The following is a 24864-nucleotide window of genomic DNA, read 5'->3' on the forward strand; positions in this document are numbered from 1 at the left end:
GCTACGGCTCGCCCTGCTCGCACGGCACATTGAGGGAGAGAAGTGCGGTGGAATCGTCGCTGGTCACACGGAGTTCGGTGACCGCCGCGTTGCGTAGTTGAGGGAACACGCGCCGGTAGTCGCCCAGGGGGATGTGCAGCAGTTCGCACAGCACCAGACGGAACAGGGTGTTGTGGGCGACGACCAGGACACGCCGGGAGGGGTGGGCGGCCGCGATGCGACGCAGGGCGGCCGCTCCCCGTGCGGCGGCCTCGACCGGGTCCTCGGCGCCGGGGAACGGGTGCGCCACCGGGTCGGCGCGGAACGCCTCCGCCGCCTTCGGGTCCTGTGCCGCGAACTCGGCGAGGGTACGGCCCTCCACCACCCCGAAGTCGCACTCGCGCAGGTCGGGTTCGCGGTACGGGGTGAGGCCGAGGGCGTCGCAGGCGGGCTGTGCCGTGATGACGGCCCGGGAGACCGGGGACGTCCAGATCGCGTCGACCGGGTGCGCGGCGGCCCACCGGCCCAGCGCCGCGGCCTGCGCCCGGCCCTCGTCGGTGAGGGCCACGTCGCTCACACCCGCGTAGCGGTTCTCGGCGTGCCAGACGGTCTGGCCGTGGCGGGCCAGCAGCAGGGTCGTGGTCATGAGTCCGCAGTATCCAGGGTGAGGCGGCTGTGCGCGTGCGCCGCGACGGGTTCCGGGAGCCAGCCGCGGGCGGTCAGTTCGGTCACGAGCCGGGCGTACGGCTTCGCGTACAGGGCCGTGCGGTCGGGGCGCGGTTCCACGACCGTACGGATACGGACCATGCCCTCGGCGATGTCCGGCAGCGCCTCGCCGGTGACGCCGTGGGCCGCCAGCACCGCCATTCCCAGGGCCGGTTCGGTCTGTTCCGGGATCCGGGCCGGGCGGCCCAGGACGTCGGCGCGGAGCTGGTTCCAGTAGGGGCTGCGGGCGCCGCCGCCGGTGAAGGCGAGGGGGCCGTCGAGGGGGGCGCCGAGGTGGTGGAGGTAGTCCAGGCAGAGGCGTTCCGCGAAGGCGACGCCCTGGAGGAGGGCGGCCCAGAGGTCGGCGTCGCCCGCGGGTTCGCCGAGGACGAGGGCGGTGGCCTGCGGGGCCAGGAAGGGGAAGCGCTCGCCCGGGGAGACGAGGGGGTAGGCGATGGCGCCGGCCGGCTCGTGCGCCGCGGCCCGCTCGTCCATCGCCGCCGGATCCGCCCCCACGAACGCCGCCGTGAGCACACCGGCGCCCACGCTGGAGGCGCCCCCTGGCAGCCAACTCCCGTCCGGTGCACGGTGGTTGTAGACGACTCCGGTGGGATCGCGGACGGGGGCGGCGGAGGCGCCCTTGAGGACGAGGGTGGTGCCGAGCACGGAGTTCCAGGAGCCCTCGCGCAGGGCGCCGGACGCGATCTGGGCCGCGCAGCCGTCGGTCATGCCGGCGATCACGGGGGTACCGGCGGGGATGCCGGTGGCCTCCGCGGCGGCCGGACAGACCTCGCCGAGCAGGGTGCCGGGGCGGACGACGTCCGGCAGTCCGGGGGCGGCGGGGACGTCGGGCCAGGCGTCGGCCGCCACGTCGTAGGCCGTCTTGAGGGCGTGACTGGAGTCGGTGGGGACGGGCCGGCCGATCAGGCGGGCGGTGATGAGGTCGGGCTGGTGGGTGACGGTTCCCCGCCCATGGGTTCGGGCCAGCCACAGCGCCTTCGGCAGCCCCCAGGTGTTCTGCACCGCGAGGCCCGCCGACCGCAGCCGCTCCGCCTCGGCCCAGGCCCGGCCGTCGTCGTACATCAGCGCGGGGGTCACGGGCCGTCCGGCGGGGTCCGTCAGCAGTACGGTCCCGGAGGTGCCGCACACCGCGAGGCCCGCGATGCGCCAAGAGCCGTTCCCGAGCGCCGCACCGGACGCCGTGCACACCGCCGCCCACCACTCCCCCGGATCCTGCTCGTGCCGCGGCCCGTCGCGCCACCCTTCCAGCGGGGCCGTACCACTGCCCAGGACCGCACCGTCGGCGCCGACGACCAGGACCCGCACGCTCTGCGTACCGAGGTCGATCCCCAGCCATGCCTCCTGCGACATCCCGGCCTCCCGCACATCTCAAACCGTGAACTTCTCACTCTGCCCTGAGATTTACCCGTGCGCGAGGGATTGACGGCCATCTTCCGCCGTTACACCCTCTGTTATCGAGTCGACTCGACGTGTGAGCAGAGCACACCGGACCCAGCCCCACCTGGAGGTCACGGATGGACACGCACGCGCACGACCGCCGACGTTTCCTCGCGCTCGGCGCCGCCCTGGCCGCCGCCCCCGTCCTGTCCGCCTGCGGTGCCGGTTTCGGCGGGGACGACGACAAGGGGGACGGCTCGGCCGCGGACGACGTCACCGGCTCCTTCGACTGGCAGCGCGAGAAGGACACGACCGTCAAGGCGCTGCTCAACAAGCACCCCTACACGGACGCGCTCATCGCCGACCTCAAGGCCTTCACCGAGAAGACCGGCATCAAGGTCGAGTACGACGTCTTCCCCGAGGACAACTACTTCGACAAGCTCACCGTGGACCTGTCCAGCGGACGCGCCTCCTACGACGTCTTCATGCTCGGCGCGTACATGGTGTGGCAGTACGGGCCACCGGGCTGGCTGGAGGATCTCGGGCCCTGGATGCGCAACTCCGCGGCCACCGGCGCCGAATGGGACCAGGCCGACTTCTTCCCCAACCTGCTCCAGGCCGACCAGTGGTCGCTCAAGGCCGGTGCTCCGCTCGGACAGGGCGGGCAGTACGCGCTGCCGTGGGGGTGGGAGACGAACGTCGTCGCCTACAACACCGAGGTGTTCAAGAAGCTCGGCCTCCGGCCCGCCGAGACCTTCGACGAGTTGCGCGAGACGGCACAGGCCATCAAGGACAAGGCGCCCGGCGCCGGGTTCGACGGCATGTACGGGATCGCCGTACGCGGCTCCCGCAGCTGGGCCACCATCCATCCCGGTTTCATGACCATGTACGCCCGCAACGGTCTGCACGACTTCACGGTCAGCGGTGAGAAGCTCACGCCTGCCATGAACACCCCGGAGGCGATCGCGTTCACCGAGGACTGGGCCGGCATGGTCAAGCAGGGCGGTCCGCCGTCCTGGACCTCGTACACCTGGTACCAGTGCTCCAGCGACCTCGGCGCGAAGAAGGCCGGGATGTTGTTCGACGCGGACACGGCCGCGTACTTCCAGGCCGTGAAGGGCGCCAGCCCGGCCTCCGGGAAGATCGCCTTCCATCCGGGGCCGAAAGGTCCCGACGGCTCGCTCGCCACCAACATGTGGATCTGGTCGCTCGGCATGAACGCCAAGAGCAAGAAGAAGAGCGCCAGTTGGCTCTTCCTCCAGTGGGCCACCGGCAAGGAACACCTGCGCAGGAGCGCGATCACGCACAACCACATCGATCCGGTACGGAAGTCGGTCGCCGACGACGCCGCGTACAAGGACAAGATGAAGAGCCTGCCCGGCTTCATCGAGACCTTCGAGACCGTGGTCGACCAGACGAAGATCCAGTTCACTCCGCAGGCGCAGTTCTTCGACGCCACCACCAGCTGGGCCGCGGCCCTCCAGGAGATCTACGGCGGCAAGAACGCCGAGTCGGTGCTGAACGGTCTGGCGGGCGACCTCGCCGACAAGGTGGACTAGCCATGCGGCTCGCCCTGCGCCCGTACTTTCTGATCGTCCCCGCCCTGCTCCTGACCTGCGGGATCCTCTATCCCTTCGGACTCGGGCTGTACTACACGCTCTTCGACTTCTCGGCGAGCAAACCCCAGCCCGACATGGTGCGGTTCGAGAACTACCAGACCGTCTTCACCCAGGACGCGTTCTGGAACTCGGCCTGGGTGACGGTGCTGTACGCGGTCGGCGCGGCCGCCACCGAGACGTTCCTCGGGGTCGCCGTCGCCCTGCTGCTGCACCGCTCGTCGATCGTCGGCCGGGTACTGGAGAAGATCCTGATCCTGCCCCTGATGATCGCCCCCGTGATCGCGGCGATCATCTGGAAGCTGATGCTGCAACCGTCGGTGGGGGTGATCAACTACCTGCTGAAACCAGTGGGGTTGGGCGGAGTCCAGTGGACGGACACCCCGACCGGGGCGCTGCTGTCGTCGATCGCCGTCGACGTCTGGGTCTACACACCGTTCGTCGCGATCCTCGCCCTCGCCGGACTGCGGTCGCTGCCGACCTCCCCCTTCGAGGCGGCGGCCGTCGACGGGGCGAGCTGGTGGTACACCTTCCGCCGGCTCACCCTGCCGATGCTGTGGCCGTACGTCCTGGTCGCGGTGATCTTCCGGTTCATGGACTCGCTGAAGGTGTTCGACATCATCTACGCCCTCACCGAGGGCGGCCCGGGCGACTCGACGGTGGTCCTGCAGATCAGGGCGTATCTGGAGGCGATCCGCTTCCAGCGGTACTCCTTCGGGATCAGCTACACGATCGTGCTGTGGGCCGTGGTGTACCTGGCCGCGATGGTGCTCGTACGCCATCTCGGGAAGATCCAGCGGAAGGCGGCGGAGGTGGCCCCCAAATGACCGTGCGCAAGCGCCTGTCGGGCTGGCTGGCCGACGCCGCCCTCATCCTCTACTTCGTCTTCGCGCTCTTCCCGATCGCCTGGATGCTGATCCTGTCGCTCAAGCCCACGAACGAACTTTTCAGCACCTACTTCTCCTTCTCCCCCACCCTCGACGGCTACCGCACGGTCCTCGGCGACAGCGAGGGCATCCCGTTCGTGCGGTTCTTCGTCAACAGCCTGGTGGTGTCGCTGGGGGCGGTGCTGCTGTCGCTGCTGGTCGGACTGCCGGCGGCGTACGCGTCGGCGCGGTGGCGGTTCAAGGGCTCCGAGAACCTGATGTTCACCCTGCTGTCGTTCCGGTTCGCACCCGAACTGACCGTGATCATCCCGCTGTTCGTGCTTTACCAGAAGCTCGGGCTCTTCGACACGTACCTCGGCATGATCTGGGTGCTCCAGCTGGTCACCCTCCCGCTGATCGTGTGGATCATGCGGTCCTATTTCGCCGATCTGACCCCGGAGCTGGAACAGGCGGCCCTGCTGGACGGCTACACCCGCAAACAAGCCTTCTTCAAGGTGGCCCTCCCCCTGGTCAAGCCGGGGGTGGCGGCCGTGTCGCTGCTCGCCTTCATCTTCGCCTGGAACAACTTCGTCTTCCCCCTCATCCTCACCTCCAACGAGGCCCAGACCGTGACCGTCGGCGCGCTGTCCTTCCTCGGCGGCGACCGCCCCAAGTACAACCTCACGGCGGCGGCGGCCCTGGTCTCCGTCGTACCGCCGCTGCTGCTCGCCCTGACCATCCAGCGGTATCTGGTGCGGGGGCTGTCGTTCGGGGCGGTGAAATCGTGATCGGGCTGCGGGGGATCAGAAAGACGTACGGCAAGGCCACGGCCCTCGACGGGCTCGAACTGGAGGTCCAGGAGGGTGAGTTCTTCTGTCTGCTCGGTCCGTCGGGGGCGGGTAAGACCACGACGTTGAAGACCGTCGCGGGGCTGGAGCTCCCCGACGCCGGGACGGTCGAGATCGACGGCAAGGACATGCGGGACGTCGAGCCGTACGACCGTGGCGTCGCGATGTGCTTCGAGAGCTACGCGCTGTATCCGCACCGGTCCGCGTACGACAATCTGGCCTCGCCGTTGCGCTCGCCGCGCTATCGGCTGCCTGCCGCCGAGGCCCGGGACCGGATCGGCGCGATCGCCGAACTCCTGGGGATCAGCGGCCTATTGGATCGGCCAGTCGGCCAGTTGTCCAATGGTCAGCGGCAGCGCGTCGCCCTCGGTCGCGTGCTGGTCCGGCCCGCACGCGCCTTCCTGTTGGATGAGCCACTCAGCCACCTCGACGCCAAACTCCGCCAGCAGATGCGGGCCGAGCTGAAGGCCATCGGGGCGGTGCAGCGCACGACCACCCTCTACGTCACCCATGACTCCGTCGAAGCCCTGGCGCTCGGGGACCGTATCGGGGTGATCCGGGAGGGGCGGATCGTGCAGACGGGGACACGGGAGGAGATCTGGTACCGGCCCCACGACGCGGAGGTGGCGCGGGCGTTCGGGCGGCCGCGGATCAATCTGCTGCCGGGGACCATGACCGAGGACGGGGGTTTCCGGTCGGCGGACGGGAAGGTCGAGCTGCCGCTGTCGGCGAAGGCCCCGGCGGGGACGGACGTCCTCGTCGGTGTCCGCCCCAGGGACATCGCCCTGAACGGCCAGGGCCTCGAACTCACCGGCACCGTCTACGTCACCGAGGTCCTCGGCCGGGCCGTCGAGGTCACCGTCCGCCTCGGCGAGCAGTACGTCTCCCTGGTGGCGCCCCGGGCCGACACCACCGGGCTGCGTCCCGACGATCCGGTACGGCTGACCGTCCGGCCTGAGAACCTGGTGCTGTTCGAGGCCGACCGGCCGGAGCGCCCAGGACGACGGATCGGGAAACGATGAGTGCCGCCAACACACAGCAGGGCCCCGCGGCCCGCCAGTCCGCCATGGCCGAGCAGGTCCTCGCCGACGGCTCGGCGACCGCGGCGGAGCTCGCCGAGCGGTTCGGGGTGAGCCTGATGACGATCCACCGGGACCTCGACGAACTCGAACGGCAGGGGATCGTACGGAAGTTCAGGGGCGGTGTGACCGCTCAGCCGTCCGGGGTCTTCGAGTCCAACGTGCAGTACCGCCTGAAGACCATGCGGGCGGAGAAGGCCGCCGTCGCCGACCACGCGCTCAAGCTGATCGAGCCCGGCATGGCGATCATGCTGGACGACTCCACCTCCACCCTGGAGATAGCCCGCAGACTCCGCCTGGGCGAGATCACCCCGCTCACCGTCGTCACCAACTTCCTGGAGGCGCTCAACCTCCTGTCCGACCAGCGCGGCATCCATCTGATGGCCCTCGGCGGCGACTACGACCCCCTGCACTCCTCCTTCCTCGGCGTCTCCTGCGTCGAGGCGGTCCAGTCCCTGCGCGTGGACGTCTGCTTCGCGTCCACGTCGGCCGTGCACGGGGGGTACGCCTACCACCAGGAGCAGCACATCGTGTCGGTGAAGCGGGCGATGCTCGACTCGGCCGCCCGCAACGTCCTGCTGATCGACCACACCAAGCTCTCCCGGACCGCCCTGCACCGCGTCGCCCCCCTCTCCCGCTTCGACCTGGTGCTGGTCGACGACGGGGCGCCGGCGGACGCGCTGCGGGACCTGGACGAGCACAAGGTCCGGTACGAGGTCTGTGCCACGAACGCGACGAACGCGACGAGGGGCGGCGATGACCCAGCTGGAGCTACGTGAGCTGCGCAAGACGTACCGTTCACGGGGACGCCCGGCCGTGGACGCCGTACGGGGCCTCGATCTCGCCCTGCGGTCGGGGGAGTTGCTCGGGCTGCTGGGCCCGTCCGGGTGCGGCAAGTCCACCACGCTGCGGATGATCGCCGGTCTGGAGACGGTGACCGGCGGGGACATCCTGGTGGACGGGCGGTCGGTGATCCAGAGCCCCGCGCAGGCCCGCAACATGGGCGTCGCCTTCGAGAACTACGCGCTGTATCCGCCGCTGACGGTGGCGGAGAACCTGGCGTTCGGGCTGAAGGCGCGGCGCCGTGCCGCCCGCGGGGACGTCTCACGGAAGGTGGCGGACATCGCCGAACGGGTCGGTCTGACCGACCTTCTCGACGCCCGCCCGGCGGGCCTGTCCAGCGGCCAGAAGCAGCGTGTGTCCCTCGCCCGCGCCCTGATCCGCGAACCGGACGTCCTGCTCCTGGACGAGCCGCTCTCCCATCTGGACGCGGCCCAGCGCGACACCACGCGCCGTGAACTCAAGCGCATCCAGCGGGACCTGGGCCATACGACCATCCTGGTCACCCACGACCAGGAGGAGGCCCTCTCCCTCGCCGACCGGATCGCCGTGATGAGGGACGGTGTGATCCAGCAGCTGGGCACGCCGTACGAGATCTACGACAGCCCCGCCAACGTCTTCGTGGCCGACTTCGTCGGTGAGCCCGCGATCAACCTGCTGAAGGGCGTCGCGACCGACGACGGCCGGGCCCGTCTCTCGGAGTCGGTGCGGATCGCGCTCCCGGTGCCGGTGGCGGCGGGCCGGGAGGTGGTGGTCGGGATCCGTCCGGAGGATCTGCGGCTGTCCGGGGGCGAGGGCCTGTCCGCGCGGGTCGTGGCCCACGAACCCCTGCTGGAGTCGGGTATCGCGACGCTGGCACTGGAGGGCGTGGAGCTGGTCGTCCTCACCGACCCGGAGGTGCGGCTGGCCCACGGCGACGACGTCCGTGTCACCGCCGACCCGGACCTCACCCATGTCTTCGACGCCGAGACGGGAGACTCCCTGCGTTGACTTCCTCCCTCTCCTGACGGAGGGGACTCCTACAGCTCGCGCCGTAGGGCTTCCTGCTTCATCGCCGACCGCCCGCCCGGAGTACTCCGTTGAGGTCTTACACCGGCTCCACAGGCCGACACCGCCAGCCCGGCGGCCAGAAGGTTATTCGCTGCGTTCTCATCGCGGTCGTGGTGGGTCCCACATCCGCCGCACGTCCATGTTCGAACATGCAGCGGCATCCTGTCTTGCAGCACTCCGCACTTCGAGCACAGCTTGGAGGAGGGAAACCAGCGGTCGACGGCGATCACTTCGCGGCCGTACCACTCAGCCTTGTATTCCAGCATGCTGCGGAACTCGCTCCAGGCCGCGTCGGAGATGGCACGGGCAACCTTGCCGTTCTTCATCAGGTTTCGAACACTCAAATCCTCGATCACGATCGTTTGGTTGTCACGGACGAGTCGAGTTGTGATCTTGTGGAGATGGTCACGCCTGCGGTCGGCAATGCGGGCGTGGATACGGGCGACCTTCCGGCGCGCCTTGGCCCGGTTGGCACCATCACCTTTGGCCTTTCGGGACAACTCCCTTTGGGCCTTCCCGAGGCGCGCGCGATCCTGTCGCTCATGCCTTGGGTTGGTGATCTTTTCCCCAGTCGAGAAAGTCAGCAATCGGTCCAACCCTGCGTCGATGCCAACCGCCGTTTCCGCGCCGGTAAGCGGTCTGACATCGGGGTCCTCAACGAGGAGGGATACAAACCAGCGTCCGGCCGCATCCTGGGAAACGGTCACCGTCGACGGCTGAGCACCCTCAGGAAGCGGCCGAGACCACACAATCTCCAGCGGCTCCGCCATCTTGGCCAGCGTCAACTCGCCAAGCCGGAAACGGAACGCGCTCGCGGTGTATTCGGCGGACTTCCGCGACTTCTTACGCGACTTGAAGCGCGGGTACTTGGCCCGCTTCGAGAAGAAGTTGGTGAACGCGGTCTGCAGATGCCTCAGCGCCTGTTGGAGTGGGACAGAGGAAACCTCGTTGAGGTAGGCCAGTTCGTCGGTCTTCTTCCACGCAGTCAGCATCGTCGATGTGGCGTTGTAGTTGATTCGTTCCCGCCGCAGCGTCCACGCCTCCGTGCGAGCCGCCAGCGCCATGTTGAAGACCTTCCGCACGCATCCGAACGTGCGCGACAGCTCTGCCACCTGGGCATCAGTCGGATAGAAGCGGTACTTGAACGCCCTCTTCACAGTCATGGCCTTCACAACTCACAAAATAGCGCAGCAACTTGTAAAGGACTGCCAGACTTCGAAGAGGACAGCGAATGACCGAACCGATAAAAATTGTGGCCGCCGGTGACCATTTCGTCCTGCCGTCGCTGATCACGCGGGCGGTGGAGCACGAGGCGGAGCGGGCGACCGTGAAGGAGCTGAAGCTCGGCTGGCCCCTGGAGCCGTTCGGGCCGGTCGCGGAGGTCATGGAGGCGAGCGACGCCGAGGAGGAGCTGATCGAGGCGCTGTCCGGTGCGGAGGTGCTGGTCACGCAGATGGGCCCGGTCACCGAACGGGTCCTGGCCGCCTCGCCCTCGCTGCGCCTGGTGGTCGTCTGCCGGGGCGGTCCGGTCAACGTCAACCTGGAGGCGGCCAAGGCGCACGACGTCCGCGTCTGCTTCACCCCCGGGCGCAACGCCGCCGCCACCGCGGAGTTCACCGTGGGACTGCTGCTGGCCGCCCTCCGCCGCATCCCCCAGGCCCACCACCTCCTGGCCGGGCAGGGGAGTTGGGAGGGATCGACGTACTACACCTACGAGAACAGCGGGCTGGAACTGGAGGACCTCCCCGTCGGGCTCGTCGGCTACGGCGCGGTGGGCAGCCGGGTCGCCCGGGTGCTCTGCGCCTTCGGTGCGCAGGTCATGGTCCACGACCCCTACGTCCGCGGCGAGATCCACGGTCTGCGGGTGGCGTCCCTCGACGAACTCCTGCGCAGGTCCCGCGTGATCACCCTGCACGCCCGTCTGACCGAGGAGACCCGGGGCCTGATCGGCGCCCGTGAGCTGGCCCTGCTCCCGCCGGGCGCCGTCGTGGTCAACGCGGCCCGCGGCCCCCTCCTGGACGAGGAGGCGCTGTGCGACGCGCTGGAGAGCGGGCAGTTGTCGGCGGCGGCGCTGGACACGTACGCGAGGGAACCGGTGCCGGCGGACTCACGGCTGCTGGGGCTGGCGGAACGGGTGGTGATGACCCCGCATCTGGGCGGGGCCTCGCGCGCGGTGGCGGAGAAGGCGGCACGGATCGCCGCGGAGGAAGTGGGCCGCTGGATGCGCGGGGAACCGCCGGCGCACTGTCTGACCTGAGGCACGAGGAGGCGCTCATGTACGTGGGTATCGATGTGGGCACGTCCATGGTGAAGGCCGCCGCCTTCGACGGTTCGGGACGTGAACTGGCCGTCGCCGCACGCCCGGTGGGCCTCGCGCTGCACGGCGGTTTCGTCGAGCAGGACATGGACGAGGTGTACGGGGCGGTCGTCGCCGTCCTGGAGGAGGTGACCTCGCGCGTGCCCGGGCCCGTGGAGCTGGCCGGGCTCACGGGGCAGGGCGACGGGGTGTGGCTGGTGGACGCGGAGGGCCGTCCGGTGCGGTCGGCGGCGTCCTGGATGGACGGCCGGGCCCACGAGCTGGTCGACCGGTGGCTGGCGGACGGCACGTTCGAGACGGTGTTCCGGCGGACGGGCAGCGCCATGTTCCCGGGCTGTCCGGGCCCGCTGCTGGCCTGGCTGGACAGCCACGACCCGAAGTCGCTGGACGCGGCGTCGGCGGCCGTCTACTGCAAGGACATGGTGTTCCAGCGGCTGACGGGGGCGGCCCGGGCGACGACGGACGTGTCGGACGCGTCGATGCCGTTCCTGGACCCTCGCTCGCGCACCTACGACAACCGGGTCGTGGAGCTGCTGGGCCTGACCCACCGGCGCGGTCTGCTGGCCCCGGTCAGCGACCCGGTCGCCGCGGCCGAGGCGCGCGGCGAGGGCCTGCCGGCCGGCACCCGTGTCGCCGACGGCCCCTACGACCTGCCCGCCTGCGCACTGGGCGCCGGCGTGACCGCGCCCGGCGACGGTCTGCTGATCGTCGGCACGTGTCTGGCCAGCCTCGTCGCCACCGGCGACGTGGACCTGACCGGTGAGCCGGCCGGTCTGTACATCTGCACCGACCGCCCGGGCCACTGGCTGCGCGCCATGCCGGCGATGGTCGGCACGGCGGCCCTGGACTGGGTGCTGTCGACGACGGGCGTCCGGCACGAGGAGGTCGACGGCCTGCTCGCGGAGACCCCGCCGGGCGCGAACGGGGTCCGTGTCCTGCCGTACTTCGCTCCCTCGGGCGAGCGCGCGCCCTTCGTCGAACCCCGGCTGCGCGCCGAACTCACCGGTGTCTCCCTGGAGTCGACGCGAGCCGACCTGATCCGGGCCACCTGTGAGGGCATCGGCTACGCGGCCCGGCACTGTCTGGAGGCGGCGGGCCTGACCGGTTCCCTCGCCGTGTGCGGCGGCGGCACCCGCAGCCCCGCCTGGATGCGGCTGCTGTCCGACGTACTCGGCCGCCCGCTGCGGGTCGTCGAGGGCGAGGTGGGGGCGCGGGGCGCGGTGCTCGCGGCGGCCGAGCGGTACGGGGTGGAGCTGGACACGGAGGCGTGGACCCGGCCGACGTCGGTGGTGGAGCCGGACGCCGAGCGGGTGGCGTACTACGCGAAGGGGCACGAGGAGCATCTGGCGCGACTGACGGCGGCCCGCGATCGGGCGCGCCACTGAATCGCCGTACGGGAATGGGGAGTTGCATGACTGACATAAGACGTCGATCCGTCCTGCTCGCGGCCGCCGCCACCCCGGTGGCCGCGGCCGTGCCCGCACACGCGGCGGTTCCCGAAAGGGGGCGGCCCTTGGTGATCGGACACCGGGGAGCCGCCGGCTGGCGCCCCGAACACACCGCCGCCTCCTACACGTACGCCGTCCGGGCCGGCGCCGACTGGATCGAACCGGACCTGGTGCCGACGAAGGACCAGGTGCTGGTGGTCCGGCACGAGAACGAGATCTCGCAGACGACGGACGTGGCGTCGCACCCGGAGTTCGGGGACCGTCGTACGACGAAGACGGTGGACGGGCGGTCGGTGACCGGCTGGTTCACCGAGGACTTCACGCTGGCGGAGCTGAAGACGCTGTGGGCGGTGGAACGTCTGCCGCTGGTCCGCAACCGCAACACGGTCTTCGACGGGCGGGAGCGGATCCTCACCTTCCAGGAGGTGGTGGACCTGGCGCGGAAGCTGTCGCGGTCGTCCGGCCGCACGATCGCCGTCTTCCCCGAGACCAAGCACCCGACGTACTTCCGCTCGATCGGCCTGGAGCTGGAGCCGCGGCTGACGGCCCTGATCCGCCGCAACCGCCTCGGGCCTCGCGAGTGCGTCGTCCAGTCCTTCGAGCCGACGAGCCTGCAGCGGATGACGGGGCTCGGGGTGCCGCTGTGGCAGGCGCTGGGGACGACGGGAGGGCCGTACGACCTGGTCTCGGCCGGTGATCCGACGACGTACGCGGACATGATGACCCCGGCGGGCCTGGCGCGGATCGCGCGGTACGCGGCATGGATCGGGCCGGACAAGTCGTCGGTCGCCGCGTCGACCCTGCTGGCGGACGCGCACGCGGCGGGGCTCAGGGTGGGGCCGTACACCTTCCGCGCGGAGAACCAGTTCCTGCCCGCGGCCTTCCGGCGCGGAAGCGGAGCGAACGATTTCGGGGACGCGTTCGCGGAGTACGCGCTGTACTACGGGCTGGGAGTCGACGCCGTGGTGACGGACTTCCCGGATCTGGCGGTGATCGCGAGGAGGGGTTGATGGGGACACGCAAGTTGGCCTGCCCGACCTGCGGGACCATGGAGGACTTCCGGCTTCTCACCGAGGCGGAGAAGACGGCGGTGCGCGAGGACAAGGGCGCGCGGTACCGGGTGGACAACCTGTGGCGCTGCACCGCCGAGGGCTGTCTCTCGTACTACCGCCACCTCAACAAGAACGACGGCGGCCGCCTCCCCGAGAAGTTCCGCGAGGAGAAGGCCGCCGAGGACTGACGGATTCCGGGCTCACGCCCACCGGGGCCGCGGGCCTACGCTCCCCTTCCGACCAGGGGGAGGTCCGTATGTCCGACTACATCCACTGCCCCACATGCCCCAAGGGCAAGGCGTATTCGTTCCGCAAGGTCAACAAGGCGGAGGAGAAGTACATCGAGTCGCTGCGCGGGAAGAAGGAGGCCCCCGGCTACTTCCGGTGCGAGGGCGACACCGCGACGGGGCAGTGCCGGTGGGTCCAGCCGCGCTGGAACCAGTCGAAGGGCTTCAGTCTTCCCGCGAGTTTCGGCTGACCGCGCCCGGTCACAGGTTGCTGAAGTCCGGGCCCTTGGTACGCGTGCGCTTGATCTCGTAGAAGCCCGGCACCGACGCGACCGCGAGCGTGCCGTCCCAGAGCCTCGCCGCGTCGTCGCCCTTGGGGGCCGGGGTGACGACCGGGCCGAAGAAGGCGATCTGCTCGCCGTCGGGGCCCGGGACGGCGATGACCGGGGTGCCGACCTCCTGGCCGACCTTGTCGATGCCCTCCTTGTGGGAGGCGCGCAGCTCGGCGTCGAACTCGAAGTCCTCCTGGTCGGCGTAGTCGATCAGGTCGGCGGGGAGACCGGCGTCCGCCAGCGCGGCGGCTATGGCCTCGAGCGTCGGGCCCTCGCCGTTGTTGTGGAAGCGGGTGCCGAGCGCGGTGTAGAGCGGGCCGAGGACGTCCGCGCCGTGCTTCTGCCAGGCAGCCGTCGCCACCCGTACCGGCTTCCACGCCTTGGTCGCCAGCATGTCCCGGTACTCCTCGGGCAGCTGGTCGATCTTGTCCTCGTTCAGCACGGCCAGGCTCATGATGTGCCAGCGCACCTCGATGTCCCGGACCTTCTCCACCTCCAGAACCCAGCGGGAGGTCATCCAGGCCCAGGGGCACAGGGGGTCGAACCAGAAGTCGACGGGCGTCTTCGCGGAGCTGGTCTCGGACATGCGTCTCCTCAAGAAAGTGTTCGAACGATGAGGGAACGCCGTCCGCGCCCCGCCCCATTCCCGCTGCCGCCCGTCATTCCCTGCTGCCGCGCGTCAGGGGCACATGGCAGGATCGGTGCTGTCCACATACCGAACACCCCCCGAGGGAGTGCCGCCCGTGCCCGGTGAGAATCTGTCCCGCGACGAGGCCCGGGAGCGGGCCGCCCTGCTGTCCGTCGACGGGTACGACGTGTCCCTCGACGTCCGCTCCGCCGTGGGCGGCGGGGACGAGGCGCCGCGCACCTTCCGGTCCGTGACCACGATCCGCTTCCGGTGCAGCGAGCCCGGCGCTTCCAGCTTCGCGGACCTGATCGCGCCGAGTGTGACGGCCGTCTCACTCAACGGCAAGGATCTGGACCCGAGCGAGGTCTTCGACGGCTCCCGGATCGCCCTGGAGGACCTGGCCGCCGACAACGAGCTGGTCGTCGACGCCCAGTGCGCCTACTCCCGCACCGGCGAGGGCCTGCACCGCTTCGTCGACCCCGAGGACGGCGAGGTCTACCTCTACACGCAGTACGAACCGGCCGACTCCCGCCGCGTCTTCGCCAACTTCGAGCAGCCGGACCTCAAGGCCCCGTTCCGCTTCGAGGTGCGGGCGCCGGAGGCCTGGACGGTGTGGAGCAACGGAGCCGGGGAGCTGTCCGAGGGCGTCTGGCGCTTCGCGGAGACGAAGCCGATCTCGACGTACATCACCTGTGTCGTGGCGGGTCCGTACCACTACGTGACGGACTCCTACTCCCGTGATCTGGGCGACGGTACGACGCTGGAGATCCCCCTCGGCGCCCTGTGCCGCAAGGGACTGGCGAAGCACTTCGACGCCGACGACGTCTTCCTGATCACCAAGCAGGGCCTGGACTTCTTCCACGAGCACTTCGACTACCCGTACCCCTTCGGGAAGTACGACCAGGCGTTCGTGCCCGAGTACAACCTGGGCGCGATGGAGAACCCGGGCCTGGTGACCTTCCGCGAGGAGTACATCTTCCGCGGCAAGGTGACGCGGGCGTCCTACGAGGCGCGGGCCAACGTCATCCTGCACGAGATGGCCCACATGTGGTTCGGCGACCTCGTCACCATGGTGTGGTGGGACGACCTGTGGCTGAAGGAGTCCTTCGCGGACTTCATGGGCACGTTCGCCAACGTCGGCGCGACCCGCTTCGAGGACGCCTGGATCACCTTCGCCAACCGCCGCAAGGCCTGGGCGTACCGCGCCGACCAGCTGCCGTCGACGCATCCGATCACGGCCGACATCCGCGACCTCCAGGACGCCAAGCTCAACTTCGACGGCATCACCTACGCCAAGGGCGCCTCGGTCCTGAAGCAACTCGGGGCGTACGTCGGCCAGGACGCGTTCCTCGAGGGCGCGCGGCGCTACTTCAAGCGGCACGCGTACGGCAACACGCGCCTCGGTGACCTGCTGTCGGTCCTCGAGGAGACCAGCGGCCGGGACATGGCGGCGTGGTCGCGGTCGTGGCTCCAGACGGCAGGGGTGAACTCACTGACCCCGCAGGTGCTGTTGAACCCCGAGGGCTTGGTGGACGAGCTCGCCGTGATCCAGGAGGCCGCCGAGTCCCACCCCGAACTGCGCCCGCACCGGGTGGCGGTGGGCCTGTACCGGAAGAGCGCTGACGGGGCGGTCGAGCGGTACGCGCGCGTGGAGGTGGACGTAGAGGGTCCGAGGACGGTCGTGGCGGAGCTGGCGGGTGCGCAGGCGCCGGAGCTCGTGCTGGTCAACGACGACGACCTGACGTACTGCAAGACGCGGTTCGACTCGGGCTCCCTGGAGACCCTCAAGGGGCATCTGGGGGACATCACCGACCCGCTCGCCCGGGCCCTGTGCTGGTCGGCGCTGTGGAACATGACGAGGGACGCGCTGCTGCCCGCCCGGGACTTCGTGGACCTGGTGCTGCGGTTCGCGGGCCGGGAGTCGGACATCGGTGTGCTGCAGATGCTGCACGCGTGGGCGAACTCCTCGCTGGTCAACTACGTGGCCCCGGAGTGGGGTCCGACGGGCGAGCGGCTGCTGGCCGAGGGCGCGCTGAAGGAGCTGCGGCTGGCGGGGCCGGGCAGCGAGCACCAGCTGGCGTGGGCGCGGTTCTTCGCGACGGTGGCGTCGGGTGCGGCCGATCTCCAGCTGCTCCAGGGTCTGCTGGAGGGAACGGCGAAGATCGACGGCCTGGAGGTGGACCAGGAGCTGCGCTGGGCGTTCCTGGAGCCGCTGGCCGCGCACGGGGTGGCGGACGAGTCGGCGCTCGCGGCCGAACTGGCCCGCGACGACACGGCGTCGGGCAAGCGCCACCAGGTCCGCTGTCTGGCGGCCCGCCCGTCGGCCGCGGTGAAGGCGCAGGCGTGGGCGCAGGTGGTGGAGTCCGACGCCCTCTCGAACGCGCTGGTCGGGGCGACGATCTCGGGCTGGAACCAGTCCTCGCAGCGGGAGTTGCTGGCGCCGTACGCGTCGAAGTACTTCGAGGTGATCGAGCGGGTGTGGACGGACCGCTCGATCCAGATCGGCATGGACGTGGTCGGCGGCCTGTTCCCGTCGCTGCAGCAGTCGCAGGCGACGGTGGAGGCGACGGACGCGTGGCTGGCGGCGCACGAGGAAGCCGCCCCGGCCCTTCGCCGTCTGGTGCTGGAGGCGAGGGACGACCTGGCAAGGGCGTTGCGCGGACAGGAGTGCGACGCGACGGCGGACTGAACCGTCGCACTGCCGCCGATCCCTACCGATCCCTACCGATCTCTGCCCTGAGTTTGGGCTCTTGGTAGCCGTTACGAAATTCAGGCAATAGCGGCCGTAACCCCTGGTCCAACCCATTCGGACCAGGGGTTTTCGCTGCCTACTCGGCATCCGAACACCCGTCCTTTAGTACCGCCTTGTCCGCATTCGTCGACAGGCACGTAACAGGGGTTAGGAATCAGATCAACGGCGGGAATCCCCGCTGCATGAACCACAACACCCCGGTCCCCCCGCTCTCCCCCCGCCCGGTCCGCCACCTCTCGGAGGTGCACCGCCGGGTGATGACGGCCGCGCAGTTGAGGTCGCACGGCGTCTCCTCGTCCGAGACGAACGAGCAGTGCCGCCCCGGCGGCCCCTGGCAGCAGCTCCTGCCGGGCGTGATCCTGCTCCACCCGGGCCCGCCGACCAGCGAGGAGCGCCTGCACGCGGTCCTGATGTACACGGCGAAGGAGCGCCCGGCGGGGGTCCCGGCCCAGCCCGGAGCCGAGCAGCCGCACGCCCCGACGTACGCGGAGGCGATGCTCACCGGCCTGGCGGCCCTGACGCTGCACGGCTTCACCTCGGCGCCCCCGCTGATGTCGCTGGACAAGCTGGACGTCCTGGCCCCACGCCTGCGCCGGCTGCGCTCGACGGGCTGCGCCCGCATCGTCCGTACGACGTCCATGCCGGCCCCGCAACAGGTCACGGGCCTCCCGGTGGCCCCGGTGCCCCGCGCCCTGGCCGACGCGGTGGCGGAACTGTCGGACGCGGGAGTGGTACGCCGTCTGCTCACGGAAGCGGTCCGGGGCGGCCACTGCGAACCGGCGGCGGTGGTCCGTGAGTTGAACAACGCGAAGCTGCTGAGCCGCCCGCACGTGGTGGACGCGGTGGACTCCCTGCTCGCGGAGGTCCGGGCGATCGCGGAGGACCGCCTGTACCGCATGGTCCGCGAGCACGGCCTGCCGGACCCGGTGTGGAACGTCGACCTTCGCCTCCCCGGCGGCCCCCACCTGGGCGGCCTGGACGCGTACTGGCCGGAGCAGGCGGTGGCCGTGGAACTGGACACCCGGGCCCCCCGCCAGGACGAGGACGCCCTGTGGTCCGAGTACGCCCGCAAGCGCGAACACCTGGAGCGCCTCGGTATCACGGTCGTCCACATCACCCCGAAGAAGCTCCGCGAGGCGGCGGAACAGCAGGCGGCGGTGGTCCGCACGGCGCTCATGGCGTCGGGCGACCGCGATCCGGCGGCGTATGTCGTGGTGCTGCCCCGGTAGTGACGGACCGGGGCGGGATCAGGAGGGGAGAGGAGGGCCGCCGATCGGAGGGGGATCGGCGGCCCCTCCTCATGCGTGCGACCGCCTACCGCCTACCGCCTACCGACGTGAGGCGCCCTCGGCGCAGCGACATCCCGGTGCCATCTCCTGTGCACCCACAGCCGCTCACCGGCCAGCTCGGTCCGCGCCCACAGCCCGGACAGCGGGCCCATTCCCGTACCCAACGGCAACCGCGCCAGCACGCGCGTCGGCTTCACGCCCCCGAGCCGCCCGTACTCCAGCACGACCACACCCCGGTCGGTCATCAACACCACACGCCGGCTGATGAACACGGTGGCGAGAAAGGCCCCGGCCATCGCCCCCAGAAGACTCCAGAGCAGATCGAAAACGCCCGGCCCGCCCCACGAGGCGACGGCGAAACGCGCCCCGATGAGCCCACTCAGAAAGAAGACGTTCTGCAACCAGGGATTGAGCCCACCCTGCGCCAACACCACGCGCCGGACCTGCTCACCGGGCTCCAGGAACCCCTGCGACCGCCGAACGACCCGACCAGCCAGACCCAACGCCACGATATGCCGCCTCGAAAATCCCATGAATATCGAGCGGATCTTCGACTTTCCCCTGAACCCTTGTCAATGAAAAACCTGGCAACGTCAGGGCCCGGCGCCTCAGCTCTCCTTGCCGCAGAACTCCGCCTCGATCACGGCATCGGTGTCCCCCGACCAGTCCCCGTTGAAGTTGAGGGCGAGCGAGTGGCGGCCGTCCGCCGTGGTCACCGCCTCCGAGGTCGAGCCGTGGATGCCGCCGCCGTGGCCCCAGACGTGGACGCCGCACGACAGCTTGCGGTCGATGAGCCCGAGGCCGTAGCCGGCGTTCGGGATGACCTCGACCGGCACCGTCGTCTTCATCTCCTTCAGCTGCTTCGGCGGGAGCAGCTTGCCCCGCAGCAGCGCGGAGTAGAAGCGGTTCAGATCGGAGGAGTCCGAGATCATCTCACCCGCCGAGGAGGCGAGCGAGGGGTTCAGCTTCGTGACGTCGTACGTCGGTCCCGTCGCCGTCTCGGCGAGCTTGGAGTAGGCGCGGCTGCTGGGCCCCGGGACGGTGACCCGGGTACCGGGGACGGAGGTGGCGTTCAGGGACAGGGGTTTGACGATCCGCCGGCGGACCTCGTCCCCGTACGGCCTGCCCGTGACCTTCTCGATCACCATGCCCGCGAGGACGTAGTTGGTGTTGGAGTAGTTCCAGGACGTGCCCGGCGCGAAGTCCGGCTTGTGGGTCATCGCGATGGCCACCAGGTCCGCCGGCGCCTTCGTGTCGTAGCGATGCTCGAAGAAGCCGTCCTTGAGGAAGTACGTCCTGCCGAAGTCCTCGTCGGCGGTGTAGTTGAAGATGCCGCTGGTGTGGTTGAGGAGCTGGCGCAGGGTGATCCGGCGGCCGTCGTGGCCGTTGCCCCGAACCGTGCCCGGCAGCCACTTCGCCACCTTGTCGTCCAGCGACAGCCGGCCCTCCGCCTCCAGTTGGAGCAGCACCGTCGACACGAAGGTCTTGGTGATGCTGCCGACGCGGAAGCGGTCGTTGACCGAACGCGGCTGGTCCGTTTGGAGGTTGCCCACACCGGCGGTCGTGGCCCAGACATCGTGTCCGGTCCTCGCCGTCGCCGTCACCCCGGGCACGCCGTCCTTCACCGCGGCCTCGATCGCCTCGCGGGTCGCCTCGTGGTCACCTCTGGCGGGTGCCGCCGCGAACGCGGGGCCCGCCAGGGCCAGTGACAGCGCCACGGCCGTCGCCGCCACGAGAGTCGTCCGTACGGTCATGTCTCTCCCCTTTGTGCTCTTCGTCGAGCGTGGTCGGGGGAGGAGACCCGGCCGAGATCGCCGAGGTTGAGCCGGGCGAGCCGGTTGATCGGGTTTCAGCCCTTCTTCAGAACCAGCTCCGTGTTGCGGTCGCCCGTCGTGCCCGCCAGGTCCGTGCGGCCGCCGGGGGCGTTGTAGGAGAGCTCGCGGTAGAAGGCCGACAGGCCGGTCTGGGAGAGGTCGGCGAAGTCCGTGCGGTGCGGGGCCGAGGACTCGACGCAGGTGGTGAAGAGGGAGATCGTGCCGTCCTTGTTGTCCACCAGCTCGACGACGCGGGCGAGTTGGGGGTAGTCGACGTGGGAGGCGGTGGAGATCTCCCAGAAGGAACGGCCGTTGCCGACGGCGTGCGGGGTGATCTCGTTGCGGTGGATGTGGCCGTTCACCCAGGCGAGGACGTTGCGGTGACGGCCGAGCAGGGTGACGACCTCGGCACCGGTGTGGCGGCGCTCGCCGGGGCGGGCGGGGTCGGGGCGGGTGTTGTCCATCGACTTGCTGGTGTGGTGGCTGAAGACGACGGCGTACGAGTCCTTGTTGTCCTTCAGCGTCCTGTCCAGCCACTTCATCTGGGCCGTCCCGACGGACCCCTCGTAGTGGCCGCCCGCGTCGGTGGTGTCGAGGCTGATGCCGATGACGTCCTCGGCGATGCGGAAGGAGTAGTACTGGGTGCCCGCGTCGAGGTTGGCGGTGGAGTAGCCGTGGCCGACCGGGCCGAGACCCCGGTACGCCGGGTCCAGGTGGGCCTGCACGTACTCGCGCGGGGTGAACGGTGCCCGCAGCTCGTCCGGGGTCACCGAGCGCATGTCACGGGCGTGGGCCTTGAGGAGGTCGCGGAAGCCGACGCCCCCCGGGTCCTTGGCCTTCTTGATGGCGTCCTGGAGCTTCTTGGCCTCGGCCGCGGGCAGGCTCATCAGCTTCTTGCCGCCGACGGCGTACTCGGTGAGCCAGGAGTCGCCGTGGGAGGCGTAGCAGCCGAGCGGCATGGAGTCGTGGTTGCCGACCGTGGAGTACCAGGGAAGGTTGAGGCCGGGGCTGTTCAGCTCGCGGATCGCGGCGGCCAGGAAGCCGTCGAGGTGCGGGAAGCCGCGCTGCTTGTCGGCGTCACGGACGGTGGTGTCGGGCTGCCAGTACTGCTTGATCCCGCTGTTCTGGACGCCCTCGTACTGCCGCGGGTCACCCGTGTTGGCGGTGACGCGGCCACCGCTCATGACCTTCAGGAACCACTCCAGCTCGGACTTGGCGTTGTTGTCCGTGTTGTCGCCGGTGGTCATGGCGAAGTGCAGCGGAGCACCGGTGACGGGGGCGCCGCGCAGCGCGTTGATCCGCTCCACGAGCGCGATCGCCCCGTGCACGGTCAGCGCCTCCTGCGGCCGCCAGGCGTGCACGTCGGTCGAGCGGAGGTACTCCAGGCGCAGCGGGTGCTGGGCGTCGATCAGGTGCAGATCGGTGAGCTGGACGAACGCGGCGAGCGCGGTACGGCGGCCCGCGCGGCCCGCCTTCGGTGCGGCGAGCTCACTGCGCACCACCCGCTCCCAGCCGGGACCGTCACCGAGGCGACGGAAACCGGAGGCGGTACGGGCGGCGGCGACGGTGGCGACGGTCGTGCCCCGGGTGTACGGGGCGAGCGGGACGGCGGGGGCCTGCCGGGACTGGGCGACGGGCGCCCCCTCCGCAGCGGTGCCGGTGGTGGTGGCGGCCTGGCTGTCGGTGGGCCGCAGGGCGTAACCGACACCCGCGGAGACGGCTGCGGCGCCGGTGGCTGCGAGGACGGTACGGCGGTTGACCGCCAGGGCGGAGGTGACGACAGAGCGTGTGCGCGACATGGCGCGGTCTCCCCGAGTGCGAACGCGTCGGCAGTGGTCGCGGGGAGCTCGCTGTCGCGAACAACCCGCTCGCTCTGGATCGTTGGCACCGGGAATGACCTGCGCGTGAACGAGACCGCAACGCGCAACACCGATCACGTACGTGGATCTTGGGCGCCCCTCCGCGCCCACGACCGCTCCTCGAACCGCCGGGAGGCGGTCACTCCGTGTTCATTTTCGTGGGTACGACCGCTATACCGCCCGCCCCGCCGCCGGCCGCTCGCGCCACAGCCGCAGCCCGATGTCGACCAGTGACACCCGGTTCAGTTCGGCGACCGCGTCCAGGTCGTGCCAGGCGGCCATGTCGGTGGAGCCGCCGATCTCGTGGCGGAGCTCACCGCCGGTGATCCGGCCCTCGTAGACGAGCCGGAGCGCGTGGTGGTCGACGACCCGGCCGAAGCGGCGGGTGTAGGTGTGGCGGCGAGTGTTCACACCCAGCAGTCCGGTGATCTCGATGGCGTAGCCCGTCTCCTCGTCCACCTCCCGCAGGACGGTGTCGTACGGGTCCTCCCCGTGTTCCATCCCGCCGCCCGGAAGGATCCACTCCGGCCTGCCGTCGTCGCCGATCCAGCGGGCGAGCAGGAGTTTGCCGTCACGGACACACATGGCGTAGGCCGCCACCCTCAGCTTCTTCCGCATGTACGGAAGTTAGCCCGCCGGCTCCGGATTCGCGGGCGAGTATTCGGGCGCCGACCAGCGCAGCGGCACCGCCGAGGGCGTCTCGACCACCTCGGTCACCGTGAACCGCACCCGGCGTTCCGTCCCGAACTCGCCGCCGAACTCGGTCCGCGCCTCGCCCGTCAGTTGCAGTGTCGTCCCGCTCGTCCAGTCCAGGAACAGCAGCCCGGCTCTCGGGTCCGCCGCGAGGTTCCCCAGGGTGAGGAACATGGAGTTGCCCGGATAGTCCCGCCAGCTCAGCTCATGTGGTGAATCGACCTGCACGAAGCCGGGGTTGCCGCCCCGATGGCTGGCCTCGGCAGCGGTGCCGGAGTGCACGGTCGCCATGAAGAACGTGTCGGCCGAGGCAATGAACTCCGCTTGTTCCGGACCCAGTTCACCTCCCCGTACCGCAACTCCCCTTTCCCGGTCGCCCACCACCTCGTACGACTCCCTCCTCTGGAGGTATTTCGGGCAGTTGGCGAACACCTTCTCCGCCTCCACCGCGAATCCCCGTGCCGTCGGCCGGAGTCGGCCGTTCAGGCGCATACGGCGGCGGGTGCGGGGGTCGAGGGCGATCGTGCCGACGGGTGTGCCGGGCGTGGCGAGGGCGGTGGCGAGCGGGTCGGCCTCCGGGACCCCGCCGGCCACCGACATCCGGTCGGGGCCGGTGGCCCGGACGAACCCCGGCGTCCCGGAGAGCGGCGAGGCCCAGACCCGGCCCGTCGACGGGTCGGCGGCGCCCAGGACCAGGAGCGGCTGGAGTTCCAGGAAGGCCGCCGCGACCGGCTTGACGCCCTCGCCGATCGCCCGCCCCACGTGGTCCGCCTGCTCCCGCACCCCGACCCGGTCCTGCACGGTCCGTGCGCCCGCGTGATAGACGCCCATGTCTAGAAGAAGCCGCAGGTGGGAGCCGACTCGGCCGGTGCCGGCGCACCCTGTGCGCCGCTCGGCACGGAGATCTCCAGGCGGGTGCCGTCCGGGTCGTGGAAGAAGATGCCGCCCGAGGCCGCGCCCTCGCGATGGGCGACGACCCCCTCGTAGGCGAAGTCCACTCCGTACGTCCGCAGCGCCTGCTCGTACTCCCTGACCCGCTCGATCGAGTCCGCCTCGAAGGCGAGGTGGTGCAGTCCGGCGCGGTCGCCCGCGAAGCCCTTGTCGGCCTGCTGCCAGAGCGTGAGGACGAGGCTCTCGCCGTCGCCCAGGAAGGCGTACCGCCGACCCTCCTCCTTGCCCTCGCCGATCAGGGCGAAACCCAGGACGTCGCGGTAGAAGGCGAGGGAGCGGTCGAGCTCGGTGACGTTCAGACCGATGTGGCCGGTGCGCAAGGTCATGACTGTCCCCTTCAGCTGATCTAACCTGTCAAAACAACATTAAGGGTTATACGCAGCCCGCGCAACCAGTCACGTACTCTTGAGCGGTTAGCACGGAAGGGAGCCTCCACATGTCCGCCGACCCCCGTCCCCTCACCGGCGAGCCCCTCGCGCTCGACCTGCTCAACACTCGGTGGATGCGGGAGGGGGCCGTACAGGATCTGCTGACCGACGTCGACGGGCTGGCGGTGTGGCTCGGAGCCAACGCACTCGACGGTCGGTTCGAGGCGGATGCGCCCACTCTGCGACATGCGCTCCAGGCGCGGGACGCGCTGCACAAGTCCGTCCACGAAGCGGCCGCGGCACCCCTCGACGCCGTCCTCGAGCACGGCCGGATCCGGGCCACCCTCACCACGGAAGGACCCGGCGAGGTTCCGGAGTTCCGCGACCCCGCCTGGGGGCCCGCCTGGCTCGCCGCGCGCAACTACCTGGAGCTTCTCAGCACCGCGCCCGACCGGATCCGCGGCTGCGCCCACGAGGCATGCATCCTGCACTTCTTCGACACCTCGCGGAACGGCACGCGCCGCTGGTGCTCGATGGCGGCCTGCGGAAACCGGGCGAAGGCGTCGCGGCACTACGCGCGTACCAAGGAAAGTTGAGAGCTGTACCAGAGAAACCTGAGAGACAGCAGGGCGAGTTGTCCCTTTGGTCGACCATCTCCCTAAAGGGGATCGCGGGTTTTCCCCATACGCCCATATCGATTCGGTCAACTCTCCCTAAACATCCTTCCCATGCGTAAAGCTGTGCGATCGTCCG

The 24864-nt window shown here is 70.0% G+C and carries 24 protein-coding genes; 14 read left to right on the forward strand and 10 right to left on the reverse strand.

The features are described 5' to 3' along the window. Position 1 precedes the first annotated feature (1 nt). On the reverse strand, positions 2 to 625 hold the full coding sequence (locus OHU89_RS18415; RefSeq protein ID WP_405644243.1) for a histidine phosphatase family protein: 624 nt from the start codon (positions 623 to 625) through the stop codon (positions 2 to 4). Further along, the gene (locus OHU89_RS18420) at positions 622 to 2055 is read right to left on the reverse strand and encodes an FGGY-family carbohydrate kinase (RefSeq protein ID WP_405644245.1); all 1434 of its coding nucleotides are present in this window, start codon (positions 2053 to 2055) and stop codon (positions 622 to 624) included. The genes OHU89_RS18415 and OHU89_RS18420 overlap by 4 nt, the downstream gene beginning before the upstream one ends. Positions 2056 to 2219: 164 nt before the next feature. Here OHU89_RS18420 and OHU89_RS18425 point away from each other — a divergent pair, with 164 nt between their 5' ends. Genes OHU89_RS18425 through OHU89_RS18450 form a run of 6 tightly spaced genes read left to right on the forward strand, consistent with a single transcriptional unit; the run spans position 2220 to position 8321 of the window. After that, entirely contained in the window at positions 2220 to 3641 is a 1422-nt protein-coding gene (locus tag OHU89_RS18425; protein WP_405644247.1) for an ABC transporter substrate-binding protein, read from the forward strand. Between the two features lie 2 nt (positions 3642 to 3643). Beyond that, positions 3644 to 4525 (forward strand): carbohydrate ABC transporter permease, encoded by an 882-nt coding sequence (locus OHU89_RS18430; protein WP_405644249.1) that lies wholly within the window; start codon positions 3644 to 3646, stop codon positions 4523 to 4525. Further along, entirely contained in the window at positions 4522 to 5352 is an 831-nt protein-coding gene (locus OHU89_RS18435; protein WP_266892385.1) for a carbohydrate ABC transporter permease, read from the forward strand. Before OHU89_RS18430 ends, OHU89_RS18435 begins: the two co-directional genes overlap by 4 nt. After that, positions 5349 to 6434, forward strand: coding sequence for an ABC transporter ATP-binding protein (locus OHU89_RS18440; RefSeq protein WP_405644252.1), 1086 nt, complete (start codon positions 5349 to 5351; stop codon positions 6432 to 6434). Before OHU89_RS18435 ends, OHU89_RS18440 begins: the two co-directional genes overlap by 4 nt. Continuing rightward, entirely contained in the window at positions 6431 to 7270 is an 840-nt protein-coding gene (locus OHU89_RS18445; protein ID WP_405644254.1) for a DeoR/GlpR family DNA-binding transcription regulator, read from the forward strand. The genes OHU89_RS18440 and OHU89_RS18445 overlap by 4 nt, the downstream gene beginning before the upstream one ends. Beyond that, positions 7248 to 8321: an ABC transporter ATP-binding protein gene (locus OHU89_RS18450; RefSeq protein WP_405644256.1), complete on the forward strand. Its 1074-nt coding sequence runs from the start codon at positions 7248 to 7250 to the stop codon at positions 8319 to 8321. The genes OHU89_RS18445 and OHU89_RS18450 overlap by 23 nt, the downstream gene beginning before the upstream one ends. Before the next feature lie 29 nt (positions 8322 to 8350). Here OHU89_RS18450 and OHU89_RS18455 read toward each other — a convergent pair whose 3' ends face one another. Further along, positions 8351 to 9544 (reverse strand): RNA-guided endonuclease InsQ/TnpB family protein, encoded by a 1194-nt coding sequence (locus OHU89_RS18455; protein ID WP_405654551.1) that lies wholly within the window; start codon positions 9542 to 9544, stop codon positions 8351 to 8353. 68 nt (positions 9545 to 9612) lie between these two features. Here OHU89_RS18455 and OHU89_RS18460 point away from each other — a divergent pair, with 68 nt between their 5' ends. The 5 genes from OHU89_RS18460 to OHU89_RS18480 all read left to right on the forward strand — a co-directional run bounded on the left by OHU89_RS18460 (position 9613) and on the right by OHU89_RS18480 (position 13676). Beyond that, a complete protein-coding gene (locus tag OHU89_RS18460) occupies positions 9613 to 10638 on the forward strand; it encodes a 2-hydroxyacid dehydrogenase (protein WP_405644257.1) in 1026 nt (341 codons plus the stop codon). A 17-nt stretch (positions 10639 to 10655) separates the two neighbouring features. Further along, entirely contained in the window at positions 10656 to 12083 is a 1428-nt protein-coding gene (locus OHU89_RS18465; RefSeq protein WP_405644259.1) for an FGGY family carbohydrate kinase, read from the forward strand. 26 nt (positions 12084 to 12109) lie between these two features. Then, positions 12110 to 13156, forward strand: a complete 1047-nt coding sequence (locus OHU89_RS18470) for a glycerophosphodiester phosphodiesterase family protein (RefSeq protein WP_405644261.1) — start codon at positions 12110 to 12112, stop codon at positions 13154 to 13156. Further along, positions 13156 to 13386 carry a hypothetical protein gene (locus OHU89_RS18475; RefSeq protein WP_405644263.1) on the forward strand — a complete coding sequence of 77 codons (231 nt, stop codon included), beginning with the start codon at positions 13156 to 13158 and terminating at the stop codon, positions 13384 to 13386. The genes OHU89_RS18470 and OHU89_RS18475 overlap by 1 nt, the downstream gene beginning before the upstream one ends. A 68-nt stretch (positions 13387 to 13454) precedes the next feature. After that, positions 13455 to 13676 (forward strand): hypothetical protein, encoded by a 222-nt coding sequence (locus OHU89_RS18480; RefSeq protein ID WP_266892370.1) that lies wholly within the window; start codon positions 13455 to 13457, stop codon positions 13674 to 13676. A 10-nt stretch (positions 13677 to 13686) separates the two neighbouring features. On the opposite strand, the gene OHU89_RS18485 is transcribed toward OHU89_RS18480, so the two are convergent. Beyond that, positions 13687 to 14343, reverse strand: a complete 657-nt coding sequence (locus OHU89_RS18485; protein WP_405644265.1) for a DsbA family protein — start codon at positions 14341 to 14343, stop codon at positions 13687 to 13689. A gap of 157 nt (positions 14344 to 14500) precedes the next feature. On the opposite strand from OHU89_RS18485, the gene pepN reads away from it, so the two are divergent. Then, positions 14501 to 17074: an aminopeptidase N gene (gene pepN, locus OHU89_RS18490; RefSeq protein ID WP_405644267.1), complete on the forward strand. Its 2574-nt coding sequence runs from the start codon at positions 14501 to 14503 to the stop codon at positions 17072 to 17074. Between the two features lie 245 nt (positions 17075 to 17319). Beyond that, positions 17320 to 18366, forward strand: coding sequence for a hypothetical protein (locus tag OHU89_RS18495; protein WP_405644269.1), 1047 nt, complete (start codon positions 17320 to 17322; stop codon positions 18364 to 18366). Positions 18367 to 18458: 92 nt separating this feature from the next. Here the strand turns inward: OHU89_RS18495 and OHU89_RS18500 are convergent, their stop codons facing one another. The 6 genes from OHU89_RS18500 to OHU89_RS18525 form a co-directional block, all read right to left on the reverse strand. Next, positions 18459 to 18860 carry a hypothetical protein gene (locus OHU89_RS18500; protein ID WP_405644270.1) on the reverse strand — a complete coding sequence of 134 codons (402 nt, stop codon included), beginning with the start codon at positions 18858 to 18860 and terminating at the stop codon, positions 18459 to 18461. Positions 18861 to 19034: 174 nt separating this feature from the next. Further along, on the reverse strand, positions 19035 to 20180 hold the full coding sequence (locus tag OHU89_RS18505) for a serine hydrolase domain-containing protein (RefSeq protein WP_405644272.1): 1146 nt from the start codon (positions 20178 to 20180) through the stop codon (positions 19035 to 19037). 95 nt (positions 20181 to 20275) lie between these two features. Continuing rightward, positions 20276 to 22039, reverse strand: a complete 1764-nt coding sequence (locus OHU89_RS18510) for a TIGR03767 family metallophosphoesterase (RefSeq protein ID WP_405644274.1) — start codon at positions 22037 to 22039, stop codon at positions 20276 to 20278. A gap of 231 nt (positions 22040 to 22270) precedes the next feature. Further along, positions 22271 to 22717, reverse strand: coding sequence for an NUDIX hydrolase (locus tag OHU89_RS18515; protein ID WP_405644276.1), 447 nt, complete (start codon positions 22715 to 22717; stop codon positions 22271 to 22273). Between the two features lie 9 nt (positions 22718 to 22726). Next, positions 22727 to 23623 carry a pyridoxamine 5'-phosphate oxidase family protein gene (locus OHU89_RS18520; protein ID WP_405644277.1) on the reverse strand — a complete coding sequence of 299 codons (897 nt, stop codon included), beginning with the start codon at positions 23621 to 23623 and terminating at the stop codon, positions 22727 to 22729. 2 nt (positions 23624 to 23625) lie between these two features. After that, a complete protein-coding gene (locus tag OHU89_RS18525; protein WP_405644279.1) occupies positions 23626 to 24069 on the reverse strand; it encodes a VOC family protein in 444 nt (147 codons plus the stop codon). Between the two features lie 110 nt (positions 24070 to 24179). Here OHU89_RS18525 and OHU89_RS18530 point away from each other — a divergent pair, with 110 nt between their 5' ends. After that, positions 24180 to 24707, forward strand: coding sequence for a CGNR zinc finger domain-containing protein (locus OHU89_RS18530; RefSeq protein WP_405644280.1), 528 nt, complete (start codon positions 24180 to 24182; stop codon positions 24705 to 24707). Positions 24708 to 24864 lie beyond the last annotated feature (157 nt).

Origin of the sequence: Streptomyces sp. NBC_00019 (assembly GCF_045041015.1) — a bacterium.
GTDB lineage: Bacteria > Actinomycetota > Actinomycetes > Streptomycetales > Streptomycetaceae > Streptomyces.